Source organism: Methylopila turkensis (assembly GCF_027922325.1).
GTDB classification, from domain to species: domain Bacteria; phylum Pseudomonadota; class Alphaproteobacteria; order Rhizobiales; family Methylopilaceae; genus Methylopila; species Methylopila turkensis.
The window spans coordinates 690,929-715,697 of record NZ_BSFL01000003.1 but is presented as its reverse complement, the minus strand read 5'-3'; the positions used below and the strand labels follow the sequence as shown (position 1 = coordinate 715,697).

18 protein-coding genes are annotated in these 24,769 nt (G+C 71.5%); 9 read left to right on the top strand and 9 right to left on the bottom strand.

Translation table 11 applies throughout. The features are described 5' to 3' along the window. Nucleotides 1-16: 16 nt before the first annotated feature. Together PKE78_RS14595 and PKE78_RS14590 are read right to left on the bottom strand one after the other, a co-directional pair. Nucleotides 17-1,846, bottom strand: a complete 1,830-nt coding sequence (locus PKE78_RS14595; RefSeq protein WP_271201631.1) for a M10 family metallopeptidase C-terminal domain-containing protein — start codon at nucleotides 1,844-1,846, stop codon at nucleotides 17-19. A gap of 109 nt (nucleotides 1,847-1,955) precedes the next feature. Further along, entirely contained in the window at nucleotides 1,956-2,804 is an 849-nt protein-coding gene (locus PKE78_RS14590) for a fumarylacetoacetate hydrolase family protein (protein ID WP_271201630.1), read from the bottom strand. A gap of 272 nt (nucleotides 2,805-3,076) precedes the next feature. Between PKE78_RS14590 and PKE78_RS14585 the strand changes: the two genes are divergently transcribed. Continuing rightward, nucleotides 3,077-4,471, top strand: a complete 1,395-nt coding sequence (locus PKE78_RS14585) for an OmpP1/FadL family transporter (RefSeq protein ID WP_271201629.1) — start codon at nucleotides 3,077-3,079, stop codon at nucleotides 4,469-4,471. A gap of 80 nt (nucleotides 4,472-4,551) precedes the next feature. Here the strand turns inward: PKE78_RS14585 and PKE78_RS14580 are convergent, their stop codons facing one another. The 3 genes from PKE78_RS14580 to PKE78_RS14570 form a co-directional block, all read right to left on the bottom strand. After that, nucleotides 4,552-5,331: an SDR family oxidoreductase gene (locus PKE78_RS14580; RefSeq protein ID WP_271201628.1), complete on the bottom strand. Its 780-nt coding sequence runs from the start codon at nucleotides 5,329-5,331 to the stop codon at nucleotides 4,552-4,554. Between the two features lie 65 nt (nucleotides 5,332-5,396). Continuing rightward, the gene (locus tag PKE78_RS14575; protein ID WP_271201627.1) at nucleotides 5,397-6,440 is read right to left on the bottom strand and encodes a hypothetical protein; all 1,044 of its coding nucleotides are present in this window, start codon (nucleotides 6,438-6,440) and stop codon (nucleotides 5,397-5,399) included. Between the two features lie 179 nt (nucleotides 6,441-6,619). Continuing rightward, on the bottom strand, nucleotides 6,620-7,090 hold the full coding sequence (locus PKE78_RS14570; protein ID WP_271201626.1) for a DUF2852 domain-containing protein: 471 nt from the start codon (nucleotides 7,088-7,090) through the stop codon (nucleotides 6,620-6,622). 239 nt (nucleotides 7,091-7,329) lie between these two features. Here PKE78_RS14570 and PKE78_RS14565 point away from each other — a divergent pair, with 239 nt between their 5' ends. Together PKE78_RS14565 and PKE78_RS14560 are read left to right on the top strand one after the other, a co-directional pair. After that, complete coding sequence (locus tag PKE78_RS14565; RefSeq protein WP_271201625.1) at nucleotides 7,330-8,148, top strand: UDP-2,3-diacylglucosamine diphosphatase; 819 nt, start codon at nucleotides 7,330-7,332, stop codon at nucleotides 8,146-8,148. A 41-nt stretch (nucleotides 8,149-8,189) separates the two neighbouring features. After that, complete coding sequence (locus PKE78_RS14560) at nucleotides 8,190-9,221, top strand: glycosyltransferase family 4 protein (RefSeq protein WP_271201624.1); 1,032 nt, start codon at nucleotides 8,190-8,192, stop codon at nucleotides 9,219-9,221. A gap of 19 nt (nucleotides 9,222-9,240) precedes the next feature. Here PKE78_RS14560 and PKE78_RS14555 read toward each other — a convergent pair whose 3' ends face one another. The 3 genes from PKE78_RS14555 to dgcN all read right to left on the bottom strand — a co-directional run bounded on the left by PKE78_RS14555 (nucleotide 9,241) and on the right by dgcN (nucleotide 12,107). Next, nucleotides 9,241-9,972, bottom strand: coding sequence for a hypothetical protein (locus PKE78_RS14555; RefSeq protein ID WP_271201623.1), 732 nt, complete (start codon nucleotides 9,970-9,972; stop codon nucleotides 9,241-9,243). Nucleotides 9,973-10,087: 115 nt separating this feature from the next. Next, complete coding sequence (dgcA, locus tag PKE78_RS14550) at nucleotides 10,088-11,077, bottom strand: N-acetyl-D-Glu racemase DgcA (RefSeq protein WP_271201622.1); 990 nt, start codon at nucleotides 11,075-11,077, stop codon at nucleotides 10,088-10,090. A 22-nt stretch (nucleotides 11,078-11,099) separates the two neighbouring features. Beyond that, entirely contained in the window at nucleotides 11,100-12,107 is a 1,008-nt protein-coding gene (gene dgcN, locus PKE78_RS14545; protein ID WP_271201621.1) for an N-acetyltransferase DgcN, read from the bottom strand. A gap of 104 nt (nucleotides 12,108-12,211) precedes the next feature. Between dgcN and PKE78_RS14540 the strand changes: the two genes are divergently transcribed. From PKE78_RS14540 to PKE78_RS14515, 6 genes are all read left to right on the top strand, one after another. After that, nucleotides 12,212-13,360 carry an MlaE family ABC transporter permease gene (locus tag PKE78_RS14540; RefSeq protein WP_428981284.1) on the top strand — a complete coding sequence of 383 codons (1,149 nt, stop codon included), beginning with the start codon at nucleotides 12,212-12,214 and terminating at the stop codon, nucleotides 13,358-13,360. A gap of 2 nt (nucleotides 13,361-13,362) precedes the next feature. Then, nucleotides 13,363-14,178: an ABC transporter ATP-binding protein gene (locus tag PKE78_RS14535; RefSeq protein ID WP_271201619.1), complete on the top strand. Its 816-nt coding sequence runs from the start codon at nucleotides 13,363-13,365 to the stop codon at nucleotides 14,176-14,178. A 27-nt stretch (nucleotides 14,179-14,205) separates the two neighbouring features. Continuing rightward, the gene (locus tag PKE78_RS14530) at nucleotides 14,206-15,789 is read left to right on the top strand and encodes an MlaD family protein (protein ID WP_271201618.1); all 1,584 of its coding nucleotides are present in this window, start codon (nucleotides 14,206-14,208) and stop codon (nucleotides 15,787-15,789) included. 35 nt (nucleotides 15,790-15,824) lie between these two features. Next, nucleotides 15,825-16,436: an ABC-type transport auxiliary lipoprotein family protein gene (locus tag PKE78_RS14525; RefSeq protein ID WP_271201617.1), complete on the top strand. Its 612-nt coding sequence runs from the start codon at nucleotides 15,825-15,827 to the stop codon at nucleotides 16,434-16,436. Nucleotides 16,437-16,540: 104 nt separating this feature from the next. Further along, complete coding sequence (locus tag PKE78_RS14520) at nucleotides 16,541-16,888, top strand: DUF6152 family protein (protein WP_271201616.1); 348 nt, start codon at nucleotides 16,541-16,543, stop codon at nucleotides 16,886-16,888. Between the two features lie 14 nt (nucleotides 16,889-16,902). Then, entirely contained in the window at nucleotides 16,903-17,394 is a 492-nt protein-coding gene (locus PKE78_RS14515; protein ID WP_271201615.1) for a DUF6644 family protein, read from the top strand. An 82-nt stretch (nucleotides 17,395-17,476) separates the two neighbouring features. On the opposite strand, the gene PKE78_RS14510 is transcribed toward PKE78_RS14515, so the two are convergent. Further along, on the bottom strand, nucleotides 17,477-24,565 hold the full coding sequence (locus tag PKE78_RS14510) for an apolipoprotein A-IV repeat region-like domain-containing protein (protein ID WP_271201614.1): 7,089 nt from the start codon (nucleotides 24,563-24,565) through the stop codon (nucleotides 17,477-17,479). Nucleotides 24,566-24,769: the final 204 nt, after the last annotated feature.

Here is a 24,769-nt window from a genome sequence, read left to right as displayed (position 1 = left end):
GCCGGATGCTCGAGTGTCAGAGCAGAAAATCGTCGGCGGTCAGGGCCGCGACATTCTTGAAACCGAGCGAGAAGTCGGCCGTCCCGTCGCCGTTCACGTCGCCTTCGACAAGGAAAAGGTCGCCGCGCGTCTCGAACCTCAGTTGACCGGCGACGTTGGAGAAGGCGGCGTCGCCCACCCAGTCGAACTGCTGATTATCGGACTCGATCGTGTTGGCGTCGATCGCGCTCAGGTCGATGCGGTCGCCCTGACGCGAGGAGAAGTCCATGATCACGTCGCGCGCGCGGTTGGTGCTCTCGGCCACCGACGAGTACGAGATCTTGTCGCCGCCGTCGCCGCCGAAGATTTTGTCCTTGCCGAGCCCGCCGATCAGACGATCGTTGCCGGCTCCTCCGCTCAGCACGTCGGCGCCGTCGCCCGCGCTGATGCGGTCGGCGCCGGCTTCGCCGAGCAGCGTGTCGGCGGCCGCGCTTCCGCCCAGTTGGTCGGCGCCCCGGCCCCCGATGACGCGCTCGAAGCCCTGAACGCCATCGGTGAGGTCCGCCGAGCCGCGGCCGAGATGCGCGTGAACGGACAGCGTCATCCGCGAGAAATCAAGCGTGTCAAAGCCGTCGCCGCCAAGCGTGAGCCCTTCGATCGTCGAGCCGTCCCGCAAGGCCAGGCGGTCGTCGCCGGAGCCGAATTCGATCGCGACGCCGTCGCCGCCGATGATCTCGCCGGAATTGACGATGCGGTCACCCTGTGCGCTGACGAGCTTGATCGCCGGCCCGGCGCCGCCTTCGATCCGTCCAGCGTTCACGATCTGGGTCTGGAACGGAGCGTCGCCTTGCGAGCTGTCGTCGACAAGGATGCCGAGCCCGGCGCCGTAGATTCGCGCGCCGGCGTAGTTGGTGATCGAGCCGCCGCCGGCCGCGATGCCTTCCGCAGTGTTCGGCAGGCCGTCGGAGCCCGTTCCGCCCGCCCCTAGACCTTCGATCACCCCGTAGTTGCGGATCGTCGCCTGCAGATCGATGTCGACGCCGTCCCCGTCGCCGTCGTTGATCCCGTCGGAACCGCCGCCGTCGTCTTCTCCCGGGGTGGAGCCATGGATGTCGGTGCCCGGCAGATCGCTGAACGAGCCGGTGATGACGCCGTAGTTGATCACGGACGCGGTTCCGTCCGAACCGACGCCGGAGCCGTTGCGCCCGGCGAGGGTCCCGCCGGCCTCGTTGACGACGGCGACGACGCTGCCTTCGCCGGCGTTCACGCCGTGACGGTCGCCGGAGATGGAGCCGGAATTGCGCACCGAGCCGGCGGCGTCGTCCTCGAACTGGACGCCGTCCGCGCCGTCTTCATGGGCCTCCGCCGCTCCGCCGTCGATCACGCCGGAATTGGTCAGTTCTCCGCGCGCGCCGAAGCGGACGCCGTCATGCGCCTCGGCGGCGAGGCGGCCGGCGTTGACGACCCGCGCCACGAAGGAGCCTTCGACGGAAGCGAAGTCCAGCGCCTGGCCTTCGTCCGAGACGATCTGCGCCCCAGCTGCGTTCGTCACTCTCAGCAGGCCGGCTGCGACGGAACCGTCCTGGATCTGGATGGCGTCGTCGCCGGAGCGGATGACGCCTTCGTTCACGATGGCGGCCGTCAGCGCGTCGCCGACCGAGCTCTCGAAGCGGATCGCACGACCGCCGTCGAGATTCTCGATCAGCCCGGTGTTGGTGATCTGGGCGCCGTTGGTTGGGCCATTGAAACGCACCGTCTGCGCGTTCGCGGAGACCGCGAAGACCCCGTCGACCCGAAGCGTGTCCGCGCCGCTCATGTCCAGTCGGTCCGCGCGCGTCGCGCCGGCTGCAACGACAGTGTCCGTCATGTCCTGAAATCCCCGTGTGGCGGCCGGCTCGCGCCGGGTCGCGGCAAGTCGCAGAAAATGCGCGCGACCCTAGAGAGCCTGCATGACGGTTGGACGACGGTTGCGGGGCTTATCCCGGGTAGGCGACGACCGTCTGGCGCTGTTCGCCGAGGCGGTCGATTCCGAGCGTCACCACGTCGCCGGCCTTCAGGTACCGCGGCGGCTTCATGCCCATTCCGACGCCGGGCGGGGTGCCGGTCGTCACCACGTCGCCGGGGTCGAGCACCATGAAGGAGCTGATGTAGGAGACGAGGTGGGCGATGTTGAAGATCATCGTCGCGGTCGAGCCGGTCTGGCGGCGCTCACCGTTCACGTCGAGCCACATGCCGAGATCGTTCACGTCCGGAATCTCGTCCAGCGTCACCAGCCAGGGGCCGAGCGGGCCGAAGGTCGGGCTGCCCTTGCCCTTCATCCACTGGCCGCCGCGCTCGATCTGGAAATGCCGTTCGGAGACGTCGTTGCAGATGCAGACGCCGGCGACGTGGGCGAGCGCCTCCGCCGGCGCCACGTGCTCGGCGCGGTCGCCGATGACGAAGGCGATCTCGACCTCCCAGTCCACCTTCTTGTGGTGCTTCGGAAGGATGATGTCGTCGTTCGGGCCGACGATGCAGTTCGGCGCCTTGCTGAACAGGATCGGCTCCGACGGGATCTCGAGGCCCGCCTCGCGGGCGTGATCCTCGAAATTGAGCCCGACCGCCACGAAGTGCCCGACGCGCCCGACGCAGGCGCCGATGCGCGCGTCCTTAGGCGCGAGCGGCAGGCTCTCAGGATCGATCGCCCTGAGCCGCGTGAGCCCGGCCGCGGTCAGCGTCGCGCCGGAGATGTCGTCGACCACGCCGCCGAGGTCGCGGACCGCGCCGTCGCCGTCCAGCAGGCCGGGCCGCTCCGCGCCCGCGGGTCCGAATCGCACGAGCCTCATGTCGTCACTCCTCAGGTTTCGGCGCCGCTCCGCCGGGTCGGACAGCACGGGTAGCGCGGCGGGGCGCGGTTTGGCGACCCCTGCCGCGCGGACCGTGTGACGCCGCCGACACGCTTGCGGCGAAACCGCGTCGAAGGGGCGGCGAAAACGCGAAGGTATGGTTGTACGTCGATCACCGAGCAAGCAGGCTCCGTCCCAGCGCCGCCGACGACAGGCGGCGGGCAACGACCGGTTCTTCCGTAGGGCCGGCTGTCATCCGGGTGGAAAAAAGCATGTCCCAGTCGACCATCGCCAGACGCCGTTCCGTTCTGCTTGCGGCGACGGCGGCCGTCGCGTTCGCGTGCGCGGCCGGTCCCGCCTTCGCCGGCGCCTTCGCGCTCCGCGAACAGAGCACCGTCGGGCAGGGCATGTCCTTCGCCGGCATGGCGGCCGGCGGCGGCGATTCGATCTCCGGCATGTTCTGGAACCCGGCGGTGGTGAACCAGGTCGTCCATTTCCAGGGCGAGCAGCACGTCAGCGGCGTGTTCCCGACGTCGGACATCGAGGTGAGCCAGGCCACCAAGGACACCATCGGCCGCTTCACCGACGGGCTCGGCGAGACCGGAAACGGCGGAAACATCGGCCAGGGCGCGCTGCTCGCCGCGGGCTACAACGCCTACCGCCTGACCGACAGGATCGCGGTCGGCCTCTCGGTCAACACGCCGTTCGGCCTCGTCACCGACCCGCGCAACAACTGGGCCGGCCAGTTCCTCGCCCGCTCCTCCAAGGTGCTGTCGGTCAACGCCACGCCGACGGTCGGCTACATCGTCAACGACTGGCTGTCGGTCGGCGCCGGCGTCCAGGTGCAGTATTTCGACATCAAGCTGAGGCAGGCGACGCCGATCCCCGGCGGCCTGCCGGGCGCGGCGCTGCCGTTCCTGCCGGGCGCGGCCTCGACCAAGCTGTCGGGCGACGACATCGGCTTCGGCTTCACCGCCGGCGCGATCCTGAAGCCGATCGAAGGCACGGAGATCGGCGTCGGCTATCGCTCCCGCATCAGCCACAATCTGAAGGGCAAGCTGCGGGCGGAGATTCCGCCGGCCGCCGGCGGCGGCGTCGCCACCCAGAAGATCAAGGCCGATGTCGGCCTGCCGGACAGCGCCACCATCGGCCTGCGCCAGCGCGTCACCGACCAGTTCACCTTCCTCGCCGGCTTCGAGTGGACGAACTGGAGCAAGTTCAAGAGCTTCGACGTCAAGACCCGCAGCGGCGGCGCCCAGGTGACGGAGCTGCCGTTCAACTACAACGACGGCTACTTCGCCTCGGTCGGCGGCGAATACGCCTACAACGACGAGCTGACGCTGCGCGCCGGCGTCGCCTACGAGTGGTCGCCGATCGACAACAAGAACCGCACCGTCCGGCTGCCGGACGACGATCGCTGGTGGCTGTCCGCGGGCGCGAGCTACGCCTACAGCGACCGCCTGGGCTTCGACCTCGGCTACTCCTACGTGTTGGTGCCGGGCAAGTCGAAGATCAACGAGGAGTACCCGGCCGGCATTCCGGCGGTCATTCCGGGCGTCTCCGACGGCTTCAACGCCAAGTCGGAGTCGGACGTGCACATCGTCTCGGCGGCCGTCCGCTACAAGTTCGGCGGCGACGCGGCTCCGGCGCTCGTCACCAAGTACTGAGCTCACGGCGGGGGGCGCGTGATGGCGGGGCCGGTCTCGGGGGAGGCCTGCCCCGCCGCTTCTTCTAAGGGCTCGACGCCTCAGAACGCGGCGGGGAAGCCGCCGCCGTCGATCAGCAGGTTCTGGCCGGTGATGTAGCCGGCCTGCGCCGAGCACAGGAACGCGCAGGCCTGGCCGAACTCCGCCGGCGAGCCGAAGCGCTTCGACGGATTGCCCCGCCGCCGCTCCTCGGCGACGTCCTCGGGCGTGATACCGCGCAGCTTCGCCTCCGCCGGGAAGCCGCCGCGCAGCCGGTCGGTGTCGAACATGCCCGGCAGGATCGCGTTGATGGTGACGTTGCGGTGCGCGACGGTGCGCGCGACGCCCGCGAGGAAGGCCGTAAGGCCGGCGCGCGCCCCGCTCGACAGGTCGAGCCCGACGATCGGCGCCTTCACCGAGGCCGAGGTGATGTTGACGATGCGGCCGAAGCCGCGCTCCGCCATGCCGTCGATCACCTGCTGGATCAGCTCGATCGGCGTCACCATGTTGGCGACCACGCCCTTCAGCATCGCGTCGCGGTCGATCTCGCGGAAATCCTTCCGGGGCGGGCCGGCGTTGTTGTTGACGAGGATGTCCGGGTTCGGCGCGGCCGCGAGCAGGGCGGCCTGACCCTCCGGCGTCGCCACGTCGCCGACGACCGAAACCACTTCGGCCCCGGTCGCCTCGCGAATCTCCGCCGCCGTCCGCTCCAGCCGCTCGGCGTCGCGACCGTTGATGATCACGCGGCAGCCTTCGGCCGCGAGCGCCTCCGCGCAGGCGCGGCCTAGCCCCTTGCTCGAGGCGCAGACGATGGCGGTACGGCCTGAAATTCCGAGATCCATGCGAAACGTTCCCTGACGCGCCCTGCCGCGGATGGCCGGGCCGGCCTTCCAGCCGTGAGCGGCATTTAAGCCGATGCGGCGGCGTCGCAACCGGCGTTTGCGCCATCGGCGGACGTCTGAACGGCGCCCTGCATGAGATCCGCCTTGTCGATCGCGTAGCGCGTCAGGAACGGAGCGCTCGCGCCGCCGAGCCGGTAATAGTTGTGGTGGACGTAGAACAGCACGTGGTCGCCTTCGTCGATCACGCCGTTGACGGGATGATGGCTGTTCTTCGGGTCGCCCAGTTCGTTGCGCCACGGCGTCGAGGGAAACAGGTCGTCGATCGCCGTCCAGTCGCGGCCGTCGAACGACGACAGCACCCTTATGCTGCAATAGTCGGCGGTGAAGAACGGGAAGAAGCCGATCAGCCGGTCGTCCACGCGCGACACCGCGGGATAATAGTAGTCGCCCGGCGCGAGGCCGGCGTCGTCGATGCGGACAGGTTCGAAGCGGCCGAAGCGCAGGAGCCCGTCGGTCTCCGAAGCCGGCGCGGACACGGCGAATTGGACCTTGCGGACGCCGCGCTCGGGGTTCGCCCGCAGGAACAGTGCCCATCGCCCGGCCCCGTCGAGGGGGACGCAGCTCAGATGGCCGTCGAACTCCGATTCCTTGCCCCAGAGCGTCGTGGCGTCGACGAAGCCGTCATGGGCCGGCGACACGATCAGCGGCCCGTCCTTGATCAGGCCGTGGCGCGGCATGTCGAACTGGTGCAGCCCGTCGCCGTGCGGGAACGCGCCGCTCGGATGAAACTGCCCGCCGATCGCGCGCACGCGACCGCCATTCTCGAAGACGTGGAGGTTGTGGCAGGCGTAGCTCGCCGACAGGATTTCGCGCGCCTTCCCGAAAGTCACGCCGTCGACGCTCTTGCGGTGGAGCGTGAAGGAGTGCGATCCGCCGCCGCCACGATAGTAGAGGTGGTGAACGCCCCGGCTTCTCAGCAGGCTGAAATAGGCGGCCTTGCCCCGCAACGGCACGTTCGTCCGGGCGGCGTCCCGCAGCCGGATGCGGCCGGTCAGCGAGGGTGGGCTATCGGTTGTCAGCATGCCGCCGGCGTCATGGGGCGCGCTCATCGTTTCCGAGAGACGATGGCGCGCGAATGGGGCGCAGTATGGGGAGCGCGACGGGCGGTGTCGACGCGCGGCGCCGGGGCGGTCTCAGGCGGATGGTCGCAGAGCTCGGCCAAACGTGAAACGCCCCGGACCGGGGTCCGGGGCGTTTCCTAGGGTTAAGCCTGGGAGCGGAGCAGCGTTCAGTAGCGCGCTCCGCGCTCCCTCATGAAGCGGTCGAACTCCTCGCGCTGGCGCGTGTCGTCCTGCCCGCCGCGCTCGGCGCGCAGATGCGCCTCGAACGCCGCGGTCGTCTCGTCGAGCTTGGCGCGCTCCTCGTTGAGCCGGCGAAGCTCCGCATCGCGCCAAGCGTCGAAGGCGGCGTTGCCGGTCGCGGCCTTGCGGCCGAAGTCGCCGCGCACGTTGCGGCCGAAATCCTCGGCCGCGCGGCGGGCGTTGGCGAAGGGACCGCCCGCCTTCAGCGGGTTCGCGGGGCTCTTCGCCCAAGCGGCGATACGCTCGCCCCACACGACGTAGACCACCATCGCGAGGCCGAGCGGCCAGAACACGATGAAGCCGATCGCGGTCAGCGCGATGGTCAGCGCCGTCCAGCGATGGGGCACGCCCGGAATCACGGCGGCGGCCGAATCGTCGGCGTAAGGGTTCGAAGTCATCTGCGCGGTCTCCTGGAGCGACGTGCCGGCGGAGCGGGGGAGCCCGCCGGGGGTATTCTGCTGTTGTTTGAGGTGGAGATCGACCGTTTCGCGTTCAAGGGCGCCGGCGCGCCTCCGCTGGAAACCTGCCGGCGCGACGCCATTTCCGGATGACGCCGCGGCTCCTGGGCATACGCGTCACACGCGTGAGACGAATCCCGCTTATGCCGCTGTAGAAGCGATGACGCGGAGGGTCGACTTTGTCCGATCATGATGAAACCCGCAGGTTTCGCGCGCTTTTCATCTCCGACGTCCATCTCGGAACGAAAGGTTGCCAGGCGGACCTGCTGCTGGACTTCCTGCGCGACCACGACGCCGACACGATCTATCTCGTCGGCGACATCGTCGACGGCTGGCGGCTGAAGCAGAGCTGGTATTGGCCGCAGTCCCACAACGACGTGGTGCAGAAGCTGCTGCGCAAGGCGCGGAAAGGCGCGCGGATCCTCTACCTGCCGGGCAATCACGACGAGTTCCTGCGCAGCTACTACGGCTCGCATTTCGGCGGCATCGAGGTGGTCGAGACCGCGATCCACGAGGCCGCCGACGGCAAGCGCTACCTTGTGATCCACGGCGATTTCTTCGACGTGGTGGTGCGGCACGCGCGCTGGCTCGCGCTGCTGGGCGACTGGGCCTACGAGACCGCGCTGATGGTCAACACGCACGTCAATCACGTGCGGCGGCGTCTTGGTTTTCCCTACTGGTCGCTGTCGGCCTGGGCCAAGCTCAAGGTCAAGAATGCGGTCAACTTCATCGGCCAGTTCGAGGAGACGCTGTCGGCGGAGGCGCGCAAGCAGGAGGTGGACGGGGTCATCTGCGGCCACATCCACCACGCCGTGATCCGCGACATGGGCGGCGTCGCCTATGTGAACACCGGAGACTGGGTTGAAAGCTGCACGGCGGTGGCGGAAAACTACGACGGCCGGCTCGAGCTGATCCGGTGGGCGGACGCCGTGCGCGCCGGACGGCAGGTCTCCCCAAGCGCGGAGCCGGCCTCCGTCGGCGTGCGGGCCGCCGCATGAGACCGCGCTGGAAAGGCGCGGTCATCGCGCTGGGAAGGCATATGCGTGTTCTCGTCGTCACCGACGCGTGGCGTCCTCAAGTCAACGGCGTGGTGCGGACCATCGAGCATCTGATGGAGCACGCGCCGGCCTTCGGGGTCGAGATCGAGCTGCTGACGCCCGATCGTTTCCGCACCCTGCCGATGCCGACCTATCCCGAGATCAGGCTGTCGCTCGCGCGCGCCGGCGCGGTCGCCAAGATGATCGACGCGTCCAACGCCGACCACGTGCACGTGTCGACCGAAGGCCCGCTCGGGCTCGCGGCGCGCCGCGCCTGCATTCGGCAGGGGCGCCCGTTCACGACCAGCTACCACACCCGGTTCCCCGAATATCTCCGCCGCCGCGCGCCGATCCCGGAGCGCTGGACCTATGCCGGGCTGCGGCGCTTTCACAACGCCGGCGCCGGAACCATGGTCGCGACGCCCTCGCTCCGGAAGGAGCTCGCGGAGCGCGGCTTCCTGCGGCTGATGCACTGGAGCCGCGGCGTCGACGCGGAGCGCTTCAAACCGGATCCGGCCGCGCGCGCCTTCGATCACCTGCCCAAACCGATCTTCCTCTATGTGGGCCGCATCGCGCCGGAGAAGAACGTGGAGGGCTTCCTGTCGCTCGACCTGCCGGGGACGAAGGTGGTGGTCGGCGACGGCCCCCAGCGCTCGGACCTGGAGGCGGCCTTTCCGGACGCGCATTTCACCGGCACGCTCGAAGGCGAGGCGTTGGCCAAGGCCTACGCCTCGTCCGACGTGTTCGTGTTCCCGAGCAGGACCGACACGTTCGGGATCGTGGTGCTTGAGGCGCTCGCCTCGGGCGTGCCGGTCGCGGCGTTTCCGGTGACGGGTCCGGTCGACATCCTGGAGGGCAGCGGCGCGGGGGTGCTCGACGTCGACCTGCGGAAGGCGGCGCTCGCCGCCCTTGACGTGCCGCGGGAGAAGGCGCGCGCGCTGGCGCTGAGCCATGGCTGGCGCGAGGCGACCAAGCTGTTCGTGGACAATGTCCGCCAGGTGATCGCCGAGACGACGCCCGATCGGGCGGCCTGATCTCCGCGCTGTCGTCCGCTCAGGCGAACAGCAGAGCCTTCTCCGCATCCGTCAGGCTGTCGAGCAGCGGTTCGACCCGGGGCTCGAGCTTCGCAGGCGCAGGCTCGAAGGCGCGGCGCGACGGCGCGTGGCCGGCGCCCTCCGGTTTCGAAGGCGCCCGCAGCATCGGCGCCGGGACGGCGGCGGGAAGCGGCGCGCGGGCGGTCAGCTCGTCCAGCGCCGCCTCGACCGCCGAACGCTCGGCGACCAGGGTCGGCGCCTCGTCGATCGGCGGCGTCACCTCCAGCCGTTCGATCGCGATCCGCTGCTCGACCACGGTCGGCCTCGGCGCCGGGAGCGGGAGGCGCGGCGCGGCGACCGCAACGGGCGCCGGCTGTCCGCCGGTCGCGCGCAGGCCGTCCACGACGATCCGCTCCAGCGCGGCGAGCCGGGCGAGCGCCAGCTCGACCCGACGTTCCGGCGGCTTCGGCGCGGTCAGCGCCGCGCGGACGGCGCCCGCGGCCTCGGCCAGTCCGTCGAGCGGCGCGGAGAGGGCGGCGTCGGCCGGGACACGCGCCGCCGAGACGGCCTGCGCCGGCGCGGCCGTGACGCGCTTCTCCAGCGCCTCGAGCGCCTGAAGGATCTGGCCGGTGTCGGCGGCGCGGTTGCGACGGGCGAATTCGCTCAGGAACCAGCGCCCGCGCTCCGTCTCCATCACGGCGGACGCGATCGCCTCGTAATCTTCGAACGACAGCGGAGGAGGCGAGGACATGAAATCCCGAACGGCGCGCGGTTCGCGCCGGGACCGCCGCGGCGGACGAGACGCTTCGCCCCAAACTACGTGCGAATCGCGGGCGATGACAGAGGCTTGAGCGCCGCCCGCCCGATCATCCCCAGAGCGCGGGCGAGGGCGGCGACATCGTGCTGCCGTCGTAGACGATGCCGTGCTCCCGGTCGCGCGCGAGCAGCAGCGGCCCGTCGAGGTCGACCACGGCCGCGCCTTGCGCCACCAGCGTCGCCGGCGCCATGGCGAGCGAGGAGGCCAGCATGCAGCCGACCATGACGACGAGCCCGGCGGCGCGGGCCTCCTCCGCCAGCAGCAGCGCCTCGGTCAGGCCGCCGGTCTTGTCGAGCTTGATGTTGATCGCGTCGTAGCGCCCGATCAGAGCCTTCAGGCTCGCGCGGTCATGGGCGCTCTCGTCGGCGCAGACCGAGATCGGACGGTCGATCCGCCCGAGCGCGGCGTCGTCCGCCGCGGGCAGGGGTTGTTCCACCAGCGTTACGCGGGCCTCGGCGCAGGCGGCGAGGTTGCGGGCGAGCGCCGCGCCGGTCCAGCCCTCGTTGGCGTCGACGATCAGTTCGGAGTCGGGCGCGCCGGCGCGCACGGCCGCGATGCGGGCGGGGTCGAGTTCGTCGGCCCCGCCGAGCTTGACCTTGAGCAGCGGCCGGGAGGCGGCCTTCGCGGCGGCCTCCCGCATCGCCTCCGGCGCGCCGAGGCTGAGCGTGTAGGCGGTGACGAGCGGCTCCGGCTCCGGAAGCCCCGCGAGCGCCGCGACGGTGACGCCGCGGCGCTTGGCCTCGAGGTCCCAGAGCGCGCAGTCGAGCGCGTTGCGGGCGGCGCCGGCGTGGAGCGCGCCCTGCAGCGCGGCGCGGTCGAGCCCGTCCGCGACCGCGCCGGCGAGCCGGTCGATCTCGGCCTTCACGCCCTCCGGCGTCTCGTCGTAGCGCGGATAGGGCCGGCACTCGCCCCGGCCGCGATGCGGGCCGTCGACGATCTCGGCGACCACGGTGACGACCTCCGTCACCGTGCCGCGCGCGATGGTGAAGGCGCCGGCGATCGGCCAGCGCTCGATCCGCGCGGTCAGGACCGGCGGCATGGGTGTTCGATCGGGGCGGCGTTCACGAAAACTCCGCCACGAGGCGATCGACGATCGGGCCGACGCCGAAGCGCACCGGGTCGCTCGCGGGCAGGCCGTGGGCGGCCGCGGTCCGGTCCAGCTCCACCCGCGCGGCGGCCTCGTCGAGGGCTGAGGTGTTGACCGCGATCCCGACGCAGCGGATCGCCGGATTGGTCAGCCGGCCGCTCGCCACCGTCGCCTCGATCACCTGGCCGATCGTGGGCAGCGGCGTCGCGACGCCGCGCATCGTCGTCCGGGTCGGCTCGTGGCAGACCACGAAGGCGTCGGGCTGGGAGCCGTGCAGCAGGCCGAGCGTCACGCCCGCGAACGAGGGATGGAACAGCGAGCCCTGGCCCTCGACCACGTCCCAGTGGGCGGGATCGGCGGCCGGCGTCAGCCACTCCGCTGCGCCGGAGATGAAGTCCGCCACCACCGCGTCGACCGCGACGCCGCGGCCGGCGATCAGCACGCCGGTCTGGCCAGTGGCGCGGAAGTCGGCGTCGAGCCTGCGGGCGCGCATCTCCGCCTCGAGCGCCAGCGCCGCGTATTTCTTGCCGACGGAACAGTCGGTGCCGACGGTGAGAAGGCGCAGGCCGGGCCGCTTCGAGCCCTTGCCGGTCGCGAACGTCTCGCGCGCGTGGCGGACGTCGTGCAGCAGGCGGCCGTTCGCCTTCGCGGCCTCCGCGATGCGCGGCGTGTCGGCGAGCCGGCCGTGCAGCCCGCTCGCGACGTCGAGCCCCGATTCGAGCGCCAGCACGATCTGGTCGAGCCAGTGATCCGGCAGCACGCCGCCCGCGTTCACGACGCCGATCACGAAGGTTTTCGCGCCCCGGGCCACCGCTTCCGCGACGTCGGTCTCGGGCAGGCCCACATCCGCCTTGCAGCCGGGCAGCCGCAATTGGCCGACGCACCAGTCGCGCCGCCAGTCCACCACGCCGGCCGCGGTCTTGGCCGCCAGCGCGTCGGGAGCGTCCCCCAAAAACAACAGGTAGGGCTTTGCGATCTCCAACCCGCGCTCCTCTCGTCGCCGTCGCTCGACAGCCGCTCGTGAGCCTGAGTAATACGGGCGAGGGGGGTGGCGCGGCAAGGCGCACACCAGAGGAGCCTCCGGCAATCCAAGTGCAGGACGCAGCCAAGGCCGACCTCACAGTCGAAACCTTCGATGAAGGTCTCGTGCTGACGCCGCTCGGCCCATGGACGGCCGAGACCGGCGAAGCCCTGTCGGAGCGCATCGACCGTCTCGACCTCTCCGGCGCGCGCGGCAAGACCGTCGCGCTCGACCTGTCGCGCCTCGAGCGTCTCGACACCGTGGGCGCCATCCTGCTCGGCCGGCTGCGGGCCGCGGGCGAGGCGGCCGGGGCCCGGGCCGAGACCCACGGCGCGAAGCCGCAGCACGAACGCCTGCTTCAGGCGCTCGACAAGCGCGGCAAGAGCGAGCCGCCCCAGACGCGCTCCGAGAATCCTTTGTTCGCGCTGCTCGCCGGGTTCGGCGCGGCCATCTTCAGCATCCGCGACGACATCATGCTGGGCCTCGCCTTCCTCGGCGCGGTCGTGATGGCGACCGCGAAGCTCATGATCGCGCCCTGGCGCTTCCGCTACACCTCGACGGTGGTGCATCTCGAGCGCGTCGGCCTGCATGCGGTGCCGATCATCGCGCTGATCTCGTTCCTCGTGGGCGCCATCGTCGCCCAGCAGTCGATCTTCCAGCTCAAGAACTTCGGCGCGACCCTGTTCGTGGTCGACCTGCTCGGCATCCTCGTGCTGCGCGAGCTCGGCGTGCTGCTCACCGCCATCATGGTGGCGGGCCGGTCGGGTTCCGCCTTCACCGCCGAGATCGGCTCCATGAAGATGCGCGAGGAGATCGACGCGCTGAAGACCATGGGCCTCGATCCGATCGAGATCCTCGCCATGCCGCGCCTCGTGGCGCTGGTAATCGCGCTGCCGCTGCTCGCCTTCATCGCCTCCATGGCCGCGCTGCTCGGCGGCGGCCTGGTCGCTTGGGTCTACGGGGACATCACGCCGGTCACCTTCCTGCAGCGGCTCAAGGACGCGGTCACGTTCCAGACCTTCATGGTCGGCCTCGTGAAGGCGCCCTTCATGGCGGTGGTCATCGGTTTGATCGCCTGCACGGAAGGCGCGAAAGTGGAGGGGTCGGCCGAATCCCTCGGCGCCCGCACCACCTCGTCGGTGGTGAAGGCGATCTTCATCGTCATCGTGCTCGACGGCGTGTTCGCGATGCTGTTCGCCTCGATGGGGATCTGACGATGGCCGCGAGCGCAGGCGCCAAGCAGCTGATGTCGGACGACGGCCACGAGCTCGTCATCCGCGTGCGCGACCTCGTCGTGGGCTTTGGCGACCGCAACGTCATCGACGGCTTCGACCTCGACGTGCGCAAGGGCGAGATTCTGGGCGTCGTCGGCCCGTCCGGCGCCGGCAAGTCGGTGACGCTGCGCGCCATCATCGGGCTGCTGCCGAAGCGGTCCGGCACGGTGGAGGTGCTCGGCGTCGACCTCGACGAGGCCGGCCCGCGCGAGCGGCTCGCGGTCGAGCGGCGCTGGGGGGTGCTGTTCCAGCAGGGCGCGCTGTTCTCGTCGCAAACCGTGCTGCAGAACATCCAGATGCCGCTGCGCGAGCACACCTCGCTCGGCCCCAAGCTGCTCGACGAGATCGCGCGGCTGAAGATCGACCTTGTCGGGCTCAAGCCCGAAGCCGCCGAGCGCTACCCGTCCGAGCTCTCGGGCGGCATGATCAAGCGCGCCGCGCTCGCGCGCGCGCTGGCGCTCGATCCCGACATCGTGTTCCTCGACGAGCCGACCGCGGGCCTCGACCCGATCGGCGCCGCCGATTTCGACAAGCTGATCATGACGTTGAAGGACTCGCTCGGTCTGACCGTCTACATGGTGACCCACGACCTCGACAGCCTGACCACCGCCTGTGACCGCATCGCCGCGCTCAAGGGCGGAAAGGCGCTGGCGGTCGGTCCGATGTCCGAGATGGTCCGTAACGAGGATCCGTGGATGCAGCAGTATTTTCGTGGCGAACGGGCCCGCGCCGCGGGCGTCGGCGCGACGGCGGCCTGAGCCGCGCGGAAGGAGAACGCGACCCTCATGGAAACCCGCGCCAACCACGCTCTTGTCGGCGGCTTCACCCTGCTGGTGCTTGTCTGCGCCGCCGCCTTCGTCTGGTGGTTCACCGACGCCGGCCAGCAGCGCGCGCGCGCGATCTACCGCGTGCAATTCCAGGGCGCGGTCTCGGGCCTGACGCCCGGCTCCGGCGTCTTGTTCAACGGCATCCGCGTCGGCGACGTCACCAACCTGAATTTCGACCCGCAGGACCCGGCGAAGGTCGTGGCCCGCATCGAGGTGTTCCCCAACACGCCGATCCGCAAGGACACCAAGGCGCGGCTGGAGATCACCGGTTTGACCGGCGGCTCCGTCGTGCAGCTCACCGGCGGGTCGCAGACCGCGGAATCCTTCCCGCTCGTCACGACCGAGGAGGGCGATCCCAACAACGCCCCGGTTCTCCTCGCTGAGCCTTCCGCGTTCCAGGACATCCTCGAAGGCGCCCGCACGGTGCTCGAGAAAGCGCAGGTCACCTTCACCGACATTCAGGGCCTCGTCGGCAACAGCCGCGGCTCGGTCGAGCGTTCGCTGCAGAACGTGGAGCAGTTCACCGCCGCGCTCGCCGCGAACTCCGACGACCTCAAGTCCTTCATGCAGAACACCGGCATCGCCGCGCGCCAGATCGGCACGCTGGCCGAGAACCTGGTGCCGCTGACGACCGACGTGCAGAACCTCGTGCGGGCGGTCGACGTCAAGAAGGTCGACGCCACGATGACCAACGTCGTCGCCTTCTCGCAGGCGCTGAGGGACGGCGCCCCGCAGGTGCAGAAGGCGCTCGGCGACGTGGCGGCGCTGACCGAGCAGCTTCGCGCCTCGGGCGGCCGCGTCGACGGCATCCTCGCCGGCGTCCAGACCATGATCGCCTCGATCGACTCGACCAAGGTGTCGGCGTCCGTCGACCGCTTCGCCGCCATCCTCGAGTCGATCGATCCGGCCAAGGTGACCAACACGCTGAACTCGGTCGAGAGCGCCGCGCGCAACGCCGACCGGACGATCGCGGCGATCGACCCTGAGAAGATCAACCGCGCGGTCGACGGCTTTATGGGCCTCGCGACCTCGATCGACGGCCAGACCATCAACCGCACCGTCGCGAGCGCCGACCGGATCCTCTCCGCCATCGACGGCGAGAAGGTGCGCGCGACCGTCGACAATGTCGGCGCCTTCGCCGCCGCGCTCGGGCGCAACGCCCAGACCGTCGATCAGATCGTCGCCGACGCCAAGCAGATCTCCGGGCGCCTGACCGGCACCGCCGACCGGCTCGACGCGGTGATCGCCGACGCCCAGCGCGTCATCGGGTCCGACCAGACGCAAGGGGCGATCGCGGACTTCCAGAAGACCAGCGAGGCGATCCGCATCCTCGCCGAGCGGCTCGACGGCCGCACCGCCGATATCACGTCGAGCATCAACAAGCTGTCGAGCTCCGGCGTGCGCGACCTGCAGGGCTTCGCGGCCGACGGCCGGCGCACGCTCGGCGAGCTGGAGCGCACGCTCCGGAGCCTGGAGCGCAACCCGCGCCAGTTCCTGTTCGGCGGCGGAGGAAACGGCGTGCCGGAGTACCGTGGACGATGACGCGCGCCCCAGTTCAAGACAGCGTGGAGAAAACCTTGGCCCGTTCGTCCCTCAGGACCGTCGCCGCCCGCCTGGCGATCGTCGCCGCGCTCGGGCTCACGCTCTCGGGCTGCGCGGGCCTGCTCGCGGGGTCGCCGGACGCGACCTACGACCTGACGGCGCCGTCCGACCTGCCGCGCGGCGGCGGCCAGCGCGGCGTGCTGGTGGTGGCCGAGCCGGTGGCGGTGGCGGTGATCGACGGCCAGCGCATCGTCGTGAAGCCCAATGAGGGGCAGGTCACCTATCTGCCGAAGTCGCAGTGGTCCGACCGCCTGCCGAAGCTCGTGCAGGCGCGCATCATCGAATCCTACGAAAACGCCGCCCGGCTCCGGAGCGTGGGCCGTCCGGGCGATCGTCTCGCCCCGGACTTCCAGCTCGTGACCGAGCTGCGCGCCTTCGAGATCCGCGCCGCGACCGGCGAGGCGGTGGTGGAGCTTACGGCCAAGATCATCAACGACAAGACCGGCAAAATCGTCGCGGGCGAGGTGTTCGTCGCCCGCCAGCCGCTCGCGGGCGCGGTCGACGGCCCGACCGCGACCCGCGCGCTCGATCAGGCGCTGCGCCGGGTGCTGACGGGCCTGGTGGGCTGGACCGGCCAGCAGCTCTGACCGGGCGGCTCGGCCGGCCGCGCGCTCACGCAGGCCTGATCGCGCGCGGCTTGCCGCAGAGCCGACGCGCGCCACCCTCCGGGAAACCTCGGAGGAGAGTCCCCATGAACGCCGCCGCCCGCGTCGCCGCCATCTTCGCGATCATCGCGACCCCCGCGCTCGCCCACCACGGCTGGTCGAGCTACGATTCCAGCAAGACGGTCACGATCGAAGGTCCGGTCCTGACGTCGTCCTACGGCAATCCCCACGGCGACCTCACGCTGGAGCATGACGGCGCGAAATGGGAGGTCGTGCTGGCGCCGCCGTCGCGCATGAACGCGCGCGGGCTCGCCGAGGCCGACATCGCGCCGGGCAAGACCGTCAAGGTCGAAGGCTACCCCAACTCCCGCGGCCGGCCCGAGCTGCGCGCCGAGCGCATCACCGCCGGCGGCAAGACGGTGGAGCTGCGCTAAAGGCGTCTCGACCGATGGAGCCGATCGCCGATCCGCCGCTGTGGGCGGCGGCGCTCGAGGCCTCCCGCGTCGGCGTGGCGATGCGGCAGTCCGCGGTCGCCTATCCGCTCGCGAACCTCGTCCACCTGCTCGGCCTCGTGCTGCTGGTCGGGCCGATCCTGCTGCTGGACCTGCGGCTGCTGGGGTTCGGCAAAGCGGTCGCGGTCGACGACGCGGCGCGGCTGCTGACGCCGTTCGCAGGCGTCGGGCTGGCGCTCCTCGTCGTTACCGGGCCGCTGCTGTTCGCAGCCGACGCCCGCGCGCTGTCCACGAACACCCTGTTGCTCTGGAAGCTTGCCGGCGCTGCGCTGGGGCTCGCCAACGCGCTTGCGTTCCGCGCGCTCTGGCGGTCGCGCTACCCCTTCTGGGACCAGGGCCCGCCGGTCGCGGCCCGCGCGCAGGCGCTCGGCTCGATCGGGCTCTGGCTCGGCGTCGCCGCGCTCGGCCGGCTGATCGCCTACGTCTGAAGGGCGCGAAGCGTCAAACGCGCGAAGGCCCCGGAGCCTTGAGCTCCGGGGCCTTCGCTTTTCGTCGGGACGATGATCGGCGTCAGCGCGGGTCGAACTTGCCGGCCGCGTGCGAGAGCATGGTGTAGACCTTGCCGGTCTCCGAGGTCAGGTAGGTGTTGGTCAGCATGCCGTCGCGGTCGTCCTCGGCGATCTCGGCCAGCAGGCGCTCGAACTCGGTGACATAGCGGTCGACCGTGCCGCGGAACTCCGGCTCGCTGCCGTACTTGCGCTTGATCTCTTCGAAGGTCTGCTGGCCCTGCAGCGTGTAGAGCCGGCGCGTGAACACGTTGCGCTCGCCGCGGCGGTAGCGGTCCCAGAGGTCCGCGACCGCCTGATGGTCGATCATCCGGGCGATGTCCACCGACAGGCTGTCGAGCGACTCGATCGCGTGCAGCGGGGAGCGCTGCGGCGCGGCCGGGGTCGCGGCGGGCTTGCGGGCGGCGGGCGCCGCCGCCGGCTCGTCGTCCCGCGAGGCGCGGGCGAGCAGGCCGGAGATCCAGCTTCCGTTGTCGTCGACCGCGGCGGGCTTGGCCGGCGCCGGGGCCGGCTTCGGCGCGGCGGCCGCCGGCTGGGGCCGGGCGGCGGCTTGCGGGGCGGGCTTCGGCGCCGGCGCGGCCGAGGGCCGGGCGGGAGCTGCGGGCGCCGCCGCCTGCGCCGTGCGGACCGCGGCCGGCCGCGCCTCGCGGGCGGGCTCGGCGACGTCGAACGCGGCGCCCTGGCGGGCCGCGATCTCGCCGAGCGCGTTCAGCGCCTTGATCTGCTCCGCCACCACGCGGCGCAGCTCGGCCGCGCCTTCCTCGGCCTCCTTCGGCATCTCCAGCACGCCCCGACGCAGCTGCTCGCGCGTCTGGTCGAGCTCGGTCTGGATTGTCGAGGTCATGCCGCGCATCTCGGCGGTGACGTCGGCGAAGCGCTTGGTGGCCTCGCCGAGCATGCGCGCCATCTCGCGGGCGGCCTCCTCGTTCGAAGCCTTGAGCGAGGCGGCGGCCTTCTCGCGCTCGGCGTCGCCGAGCTTGCGCACCTTGTCGAACTCGCTCGCGATCGACTGCGAGGTGGCGCCGACCTGCGCGGCGAGCCCCTCGGCGACACTCTTCGCGCGCGCTTCCGAGCGAGTGAGCTGCTCGTCGATCGCGACCACGTAGCCGTTGAGCGAGCGGGTCAGCTCCTCGGCCTTGGCGCCGAGACCGGCGGCGAGGCCCTCGAGCGCCGCGCGGCGCTCCTCGAGCGCGCCGGCGAGCCGGCTCTGGGCGCCGTCCAGCGTCGAGGTGACGCCCGAGATCGCCTGCGCCTGATGCTCGAGCTGCTTCGACACCTCGGTCACGCGCTGGAGCACGCCGGCCGAAACGTCGCGCAGCGACACCACCTGGGCGCCGACCTTCTCGCCGGTGCGGGTGGTGGTCTCCGCGATGTCCGCCATGATCTCCTCGAAGGCGGAGACGCGGCCGGAGAGCTCGGTCTCGACCGCGCCGAGCTTCGAGCCGGCGCCTTCGAGCAGGGTCTGGAGGGCGGCGTTCGAGTCGCCGAGGCGCGTCAGCGCCTCGCCGAGCGCGCCGGTCAGCGCGGCTTGCGTCTCCGTCAGGTCGCCGACCGCGCGCTTGCTCTCGCGCGCGACCGTCGCGGCGAGGGCGGAGGTCGCCTCGGTGACGGCGTCCTGCAGGCGCTTCGCCGAGGCGTCGAGCTGCTCGACGGTCTTGGCGGTCTCGGCGCCCATGGATTCGCCGAGCCGGTGGGAGGCGAGGCGCAGGCGGTCGGCCACGCCGTTGAGGCCGGCGACGGTCTCGGCGCCGCGGGTCTCGAAGGTGCGGGCGAGGTCGCCGTTCAGCGTCTCCAGCGTGTCGCGCAGGGCGTCGCCGCGGGCGCCGACGGTTTCGACCAGATTGGCGAGCCGTTCGTCGAGCTGGGTCGACACCGTCTCGCCGACGCCGGCGAGCTCGCGCGTGACGGCCTCGCCGCGGGCCCCGATGCGGTCCACGAGCCCGGCGCCGTTGGCGTCGAGCGCCGCGCCCACTTCGGCGATGCGGGCGGCGAGCCGCTCCGCGACCTCGGCGGTGAGGCGCGCGAGATCGCTCTCGACGCGGCCGGAGGTCTCGGCGAGCGTCGCGTTGACGCTCTCGACGCGGCCGGAGATGCGCTCCGCGAGGTTCTCGCCGCGGGCGTCGAGGGTCTCGCCGACGCTGTCGATGCGGCCGGTGACCGTGGTCTCGAAGCGCGCGATGCGGCTTTCGAGCGCGCCCGCCACTTCGAGCGCCTTGGCGCCGAGCGAGGACGAGATCGCCGTCGCCTTCTCGTCGAAGGCCGAGACAAGGCCGTCGGTGCGCTCCGACAGGTCGGCCGCGAACTCGGCCGCGCGCTGGGCGAGCGTGGCCGCGACCCCGGTCGAGCCTTCGCCGAGCGTGCGGGCGAGGTCGAGCGTGCGGGCGGCGAGCGTCTCGTTGAGCGCGCGGGTCCGCGCGTCGAGGCCGTCGTCGATCCGGCCGATGCGGCTTTCAAGCGAAAGCGCCAGATCGCCCATGCGGCTCGCGAACTGCTCGTCGAAGCCGCCGAGGCGGGCGGCGAGCACGCCGTCGAGTTCGTTCGTCCGCTCCGCGAAGGCGTCGATGCGGCCGCCGATCGCGTTCTCCAGCTCGCCGGCCTTGGCGTCGAAGCCGGCGAGGCGGGCGGCCACGGCGCGGTTCAGCACGCCGGCGCGGTTCTCGAAGGTCTCGAGGCTCGCCGCCAGCGCGCCGCTGATCAGCTTCGCCTTCTCGTCGAAGGCGCCGACGCGTTCGTCGAGCGCGTTGTCGAGCTGGGAGATGCGGGCGGCGAGCGCCTGCACATGGTCGCCGAGCGCCGCGTCGAGCGAGGTCGCCCGGCTGTCGAACGCGCTCAGCCGTTCGCCGACGACCTGGTCGAGCGAGGCGACCTTGCCGTCGATGCGGTCGATCTGGGCCGTGATGGCGTCGTCGATCGCGGCCACCTTGCCGTCGATCGAGTTGATGCGGTCCGAGACGTTGGCGTCGAAGCGGACGATTTGCCCGTCGATCGCGCCGACCCGTTCGCCGAGGCTCGCGTCGAAGCGCACGATCTGGCCGTCGAGCGCGCCGATGCGCTCGCCGAACAGGGTGTCGAAGGTCGAGATCTTGTCGTCGAACTGGCCGATGCGCTCGCCGAGCGTCTCGTCGAGCCGCTCGATCCGGCGGTCGATCGCGCCGGTCTGGCTGCGCGAGGCCCCGTCGAGCGCGGTGACCCGCTCGTCGAAGGCCGAGAGGCGGTCGGCGATGGCGCCGTCGAGCTCGGACAGCTTGCCGTCAAAGGCGCCGAGGCGTTCGCCGAGCGTGGCGTCGAGCGCAAGCGCCTGCGCGCCGATGCGATCGGTGAGCTTGGCGCCCTCGTCGCGCAGCACGCCCTCGACCTCGGCGACGCGCGCCGCGATCTGGTCGGCGAAGCCGCCGCCCACTTCCGACAGCCGGGCGGCGAGAGCCGGCCCGCGTTCGCCGAGGGTGGCGTCGAGCGCGGCGAGCTGGGCCGCGAAGCTGTCGTTGACCGCCGAGCCGCGCGCGGTGATGTCGTCCGCAAGCCCGCGGGCCGCGACGGCGAGAGCTTCGCCGAGCGTGGCGCCGCGGCGGGAGATCGACTCGCCGAGTTCGCTCGCGATCCGCGCGAGCCGTTCGTCGATTTCGGAGGCGCGGTTGTCGAGCAGGCCGCCGAAGCTTTCGGCCGAGGTCTCGAACGTGGCGCGGACCGATGCGGTCCCGTCCTCGAGCCGGACGGCGACGGCGCGGACGGCCTGGTCGAGCAGGCGGTCGGCCTTCTCGACCTCGGTCGCGAGCCGCTCGCCGAGGGTGGAGCCAGCGCTGTCGAAACGGGTTTCGAAGGCCGCGATCCGGTCGTCGAAACCGGCGCCGAGGCGGGCGCTCGCCGCTTCGAACGCGGCCTCGGCCGCGAGCGTGCGCGCGCCCATGGCGTCGACGAGGCGCGTCTCGGCGGACGCGAGGCGGCGCTCCAGGTCGCCGCCGCGGGTGATGACCGCGTCGTGGATGCGCTCGGCGGTGTCGCCCAGCGTGATGGCGAGCGCGCCGCCGCGCTCCGCGATGACGTCGGCGACGGAGGCGCCGGTGGACGACAGGCGCTCCTCGAAGGCGCGCAGGCGCTCTTCCACGCCGAAGCCGATGCGGGCGGTGGCGGCCTCGAAGGCCGCTTCGGCCGCGATGGCGCGGGCGTCGATCTTGCCGCTGAGGGCGTCGCCGGCCGAGACGAGCCGATCCTCGAGGTCCGCGCCCTGCACCACGACGATGTCGTGGAAGCGCTCGGTGGTCTCCGACAGCGTTCCGGCGAGCCGCCCGCCATGGTCGGCGATGACGTCGGCGACGGAGGCGCCGGTGGAGGACAGGCGATCCTCGAAGGCGCGCAGGCGCTCGTCGACGCCCTTGCCGATGCGGTCGGTCGCGGCCTCGAACGCGGCTTCCGCCGCAACGGCGCGGGAATCGATCTTGCCGCTAAGCGCGTCGCCCGCCGCCGCCAGGCGCTGCTCCAGATCGGAGCCGCGGACCACGACGATGTCGTGGAAGCGTTCTGTGGTCTCGGTCAGCGTCCCGGCGAGCTGGCCGCCATGTTCGGCGATGACGTCGGCGACCGATGCGCCGGTGGTGGCGAGGCGCTCCTCGAAGGCGCGCAGGCGCTCGTCGACGCCGGTGGAGATGCGGCCGGTGGCGGCCTCGAAGGCGGCCGCGGCTTCCGCGGCGCGGGCGTCGATGGTCTCGCCCATGCGGGAGCCGACGCCGCTCAGGCGGGTCTCGAGATCGTCGCCGCGGTTCACGACCACGTCGTGGATCCGTTCGGCGGTGTCGCCGAGCTGGGTGATCAGGATCGCGCCGCGCTCGGACAGGACGTCGGCGATCGTGACGCCGGTGGTTTCGAGGTTTTCGCGCACCTCGGCCGAACGGCCGTCGATCGCCGCGACGATTCGGGAGCCGGCGGCCTCGAAGTCGCGCTCGATCTCGTTGCTGCGCACCACGATCGCCTCGTGGACGCGATCGCTGGCGTGCACGATGCGGGTCGCCACGTCGTCGCCGCGCGTCTCCAGCAGGCCGGCGATGCGCTCGCCGTCCTCGGTGAAGCGGCGTTCGAGATCGGAGCCGTGGACCACGATCGCCTCGTGCATGCGGGAGGCGGCGTCCTGCAGCCGCTCGGCGAGCTCGCCGCCCTTGAGCGCGATGGTCTCGGCGAGGCGTCCGCCGGTCTCGTCCAGCTTGCCGGTGATCTCGGAGCCGCGGAGCGACAGGTCCAGCACCACGCCGTCGCCGGCGCTCTTGAGGGCGTCGGTGATCTCCGCGGCACGCACCGCGAGCGTGCCGTCGAGGTCGCTTCCCGCCTGGGCGAGCGCGCCGGTGACGTCCTCGGCCCGCTCGGCGATCGCGCGCACCACGCGCTCGGCCCGCTCTGCGAACTCCGCCGACACGTCGTCGCCGGTCTTCTGCAGCCGGTCGGAGGCGAGCGCCGCGCGCGAGGCCAGATCGTCGGAGAGGCGGGCCGCGACCGCCACGAGCTCTTCGGTGACGCGATCGCCGCGCGAGCCGAAGTCCTCGGTGACGGAGGAGGCCGTGGCCGCGAGCGTGTCGCCGAGCTCGCGGGAGCGTTCCGCAAGACCGTCGAGCAGATCGCGGGAGCGATCGCCGAGCCCGTCGAGCATGTCGCGCGAACGGTCGTCCAGCGCGGCGTGGAAGCCGCTTCCAGCGGCGGTCAGCGCGCCGAGAACGTCGGCGGCGCGGTCGCTGAAGTTCGCGGTCACGGCCTCGCCGGTGCTGTCGAGCTTTTCGGCGACCTCGTCGGCGCGGCGGGCGACGCTGTCGAGCAGCGTGACGCCGACGCGGTCGAGGCGTTCGGCGATGTCCGCGCCGCGGGAATCGAGCGCGCCGGCGATCTGTTCGCTGGTGCGGGCCAGACGGTCGTCGATGTCGGCGCCGGCGGCCGCGAAACGGTCGGTCACAAGCGTCGCCCGCTCCTCGACCGAGCGGAACAGCGTCTCGCTGGCGTCCATCAGCGCCGCCTGCGCGATCTCCGCGCGCTCGGCGAAGGAGGCGGACACCCGCGCGCTCGTCTCCTCGATCGAGGTGGAGACGGCCTCGCCGGTGCTCGTCAGGCGCTCGATCATGTCGGCGCCGCGGCCGCCGACCGCGTTGAGCATGGCCTCGCCCGCGCCGGTGATGGCGTCGGTCAGCTCAGCGCTCTTGGCGTCGAGCTGCTCGGAGATGCGGGCGCCCGACTCGGAAATGTTGGCGGTCAGCAGCGCGGCGGCCGCGCTGAGGTCGCGCGCGAGCGCCTCCTGCGCCTCGCCGACGGTGGCGCGCAGCCGCTCGGCGTTGCCGTCGATGGCCTCGCGCTGGCTCTGCATCTCGGCGATGAGCGCGCGGACGCGCAGTTCGTTGTCGTGAAACGAGCGTTCGAGCGACGAGACCTCGCCGCGCACGAGCGACTCGAGGTCGCCGGCGCGGGCGACCGCGCGCTCGACGCCGTCGCCCATCGCCGCGACCTCGCGGCGCACCGCCTGGCCGAGCGAGGCGACGGCCTCCGAGGAGGCGGTCTCGGGCTCGGCGAGCCGGAGCGCGACTTCCGTCATCGAGCGGGCGACGAGGCGCATCTCCTGCGAGCGCCAAGCCATCATCGCGATCATGTAGAAGAACACGATCGGCGCGAGCGTCCCGACCGCGGCGGCGGCGAGCTGGGCCTGCACGGCCGGGTCCGCGAGATCGGCCTGGCCGCCGAGGCCCACCACGCCGAAGGCGTAGAGCGCGCCGAGCCCGGCCCAGGCGACGGAGGCGATCGTCGCCAGCACGAACGGCGCGCCGGACGGCTTGCGCTGCAGGGCGTAGACGATGTGCGCGAACGAGCGGGCGTCGTCGTTCGCCGGCGCGCGGCGTCCGCGGTCGACCGCGGCGGCCCGCCGATCGGATCCGGGGGAGGGCGCGGCGAGAGGCTGCGGGGAGGGGTCCGGAGACGTCCCGCTCATGCGCTCGGCGACGGAGGGCTCGGGCGCCGACCGCGGGGAGGGCTCCACGGTCGCCTTCGCGCTCGGCGCGACGAGGTTGAGGGCTTCCTCGATCGCCGACAGGGCCGCTTCCGCAGGATCCTTCGCCGTGTTCGCATTCGCCATCGTCTGAGCCTCGCGTCCGTACACTGCACACATCGGTCGCTTCGGGCCGGGTCGCGCGCCATCAGCGCGCGGGGTCGGCCGTCTGCGGCGCTCGGCCCGCAAACACGACGCGGGCCCGACCATTCGGCTGCTTCGGACCCCTCCCGCGTGGCGGCGCGCCGCGCCGGACGGGGGTTAGTCCTCGGCCATTCAAATGCTACCGAT

Bases quoted from the DNA above. Each gene is read 5' to 3' on its own strand.
- PKE78_RS14595 (WP_271201631.1), bottom strand. From the start codon at position 1,846: ATGACGGACACTGTCGTTGCAGCCGGCGCGACGCGCGCGGACCGACTG.
- PKE78_RS14590 (WP_271201630.1), bottom strand. From the start codon at position 2,804: ATGAGGCTCGTGCGATTCGGACCCGCGGGCGCGGAGCGGCCCGGCCTG.
- PKE78_RS14585 (WP_271201629.1), top strand. From the start codon at position 3,077: ATGTCCCAGTCGACCATCGCCAGACGCCGTTCCGTTCTGCTTGCGGCG.
- PKE78_RS14580 (WP_271201628.1), bottom strand. From the start codon at position 5,331: ATGGATCTCGGAATTTCAGGCCGTACCGCCATCGTCTGCGCCTCGAGC.
- PKE78_RS14575 (WP_271201627.1), bottom strand. From the start codon at position 6,440: ATGAGCGCGCCCCATGACGCCGGCGGCATGCTGACAACCGATAGCCCA.
- PKE78_RS14570 (WP_271201626.1), bottom strand. From the start codon at position 7,090: ATGACTTCGAACCCTTACGCCGACGATTCGGCCGCCGCCGTGATTCCG.
- PKE78_RS14560 (WP_271201624.1), top strand. From the start codon at position 8,190: ATGCGTGTTCTCGTCGTCACCGACGCGTGGCGTCCTCAAGTCAACGGC.
- PKE78_RS14555 (WP_271201623.1), bottom strand. From the start codon at position 9,972: ATGTCCTCGCCTCCTCCGCTGTCGTTCGAAGATTACGAGGCGATCGCG.
- dgcA (WP_271201622.1), bottom strand. From the start codon at position 11,077: ATGCCGCCGGTCCTGACCGCGCGGATCGAGCGCTGGCCGATCGCCGGC.
- PKE78_RS14535 (WP_271201619.1), top strand. From the start codon at position 13,363: ATGGCCGCGAGCGCAGGCGCCAAGCAGCTGATGTCGGACGACGGCCAC.
- PKE78_RS14530 (WP_271201618.1), top strand. From the start codon at position 14,206: ATGGAAACCCGCGCCAACCACGCTCTTGTCGGCGGCTTCACCCTGCTG.
- PKE78_RS14520 (WP_271201616.1), top strand. From the start codon at position 16,541: ATGAACGCCGCCGCCCGCGTCGCCGCCATCTTCGCGATCATCGCGACC.
- PKE78_RS14515 (WP_271201615.1), top strand. From the start codon at position 16,903: ATGGAGCCGATCGCCGATCCGCCGCTGTGGGCGGCGGCGCTCGAGGCC.
- PKE78_RS14510 (WP_271201614.1), bottom strand. From the start codon at position 24,565: ATGGCGAATGCGAACACGGCGAAGGATCCTGCGGAAGCGGCCCTGTCG.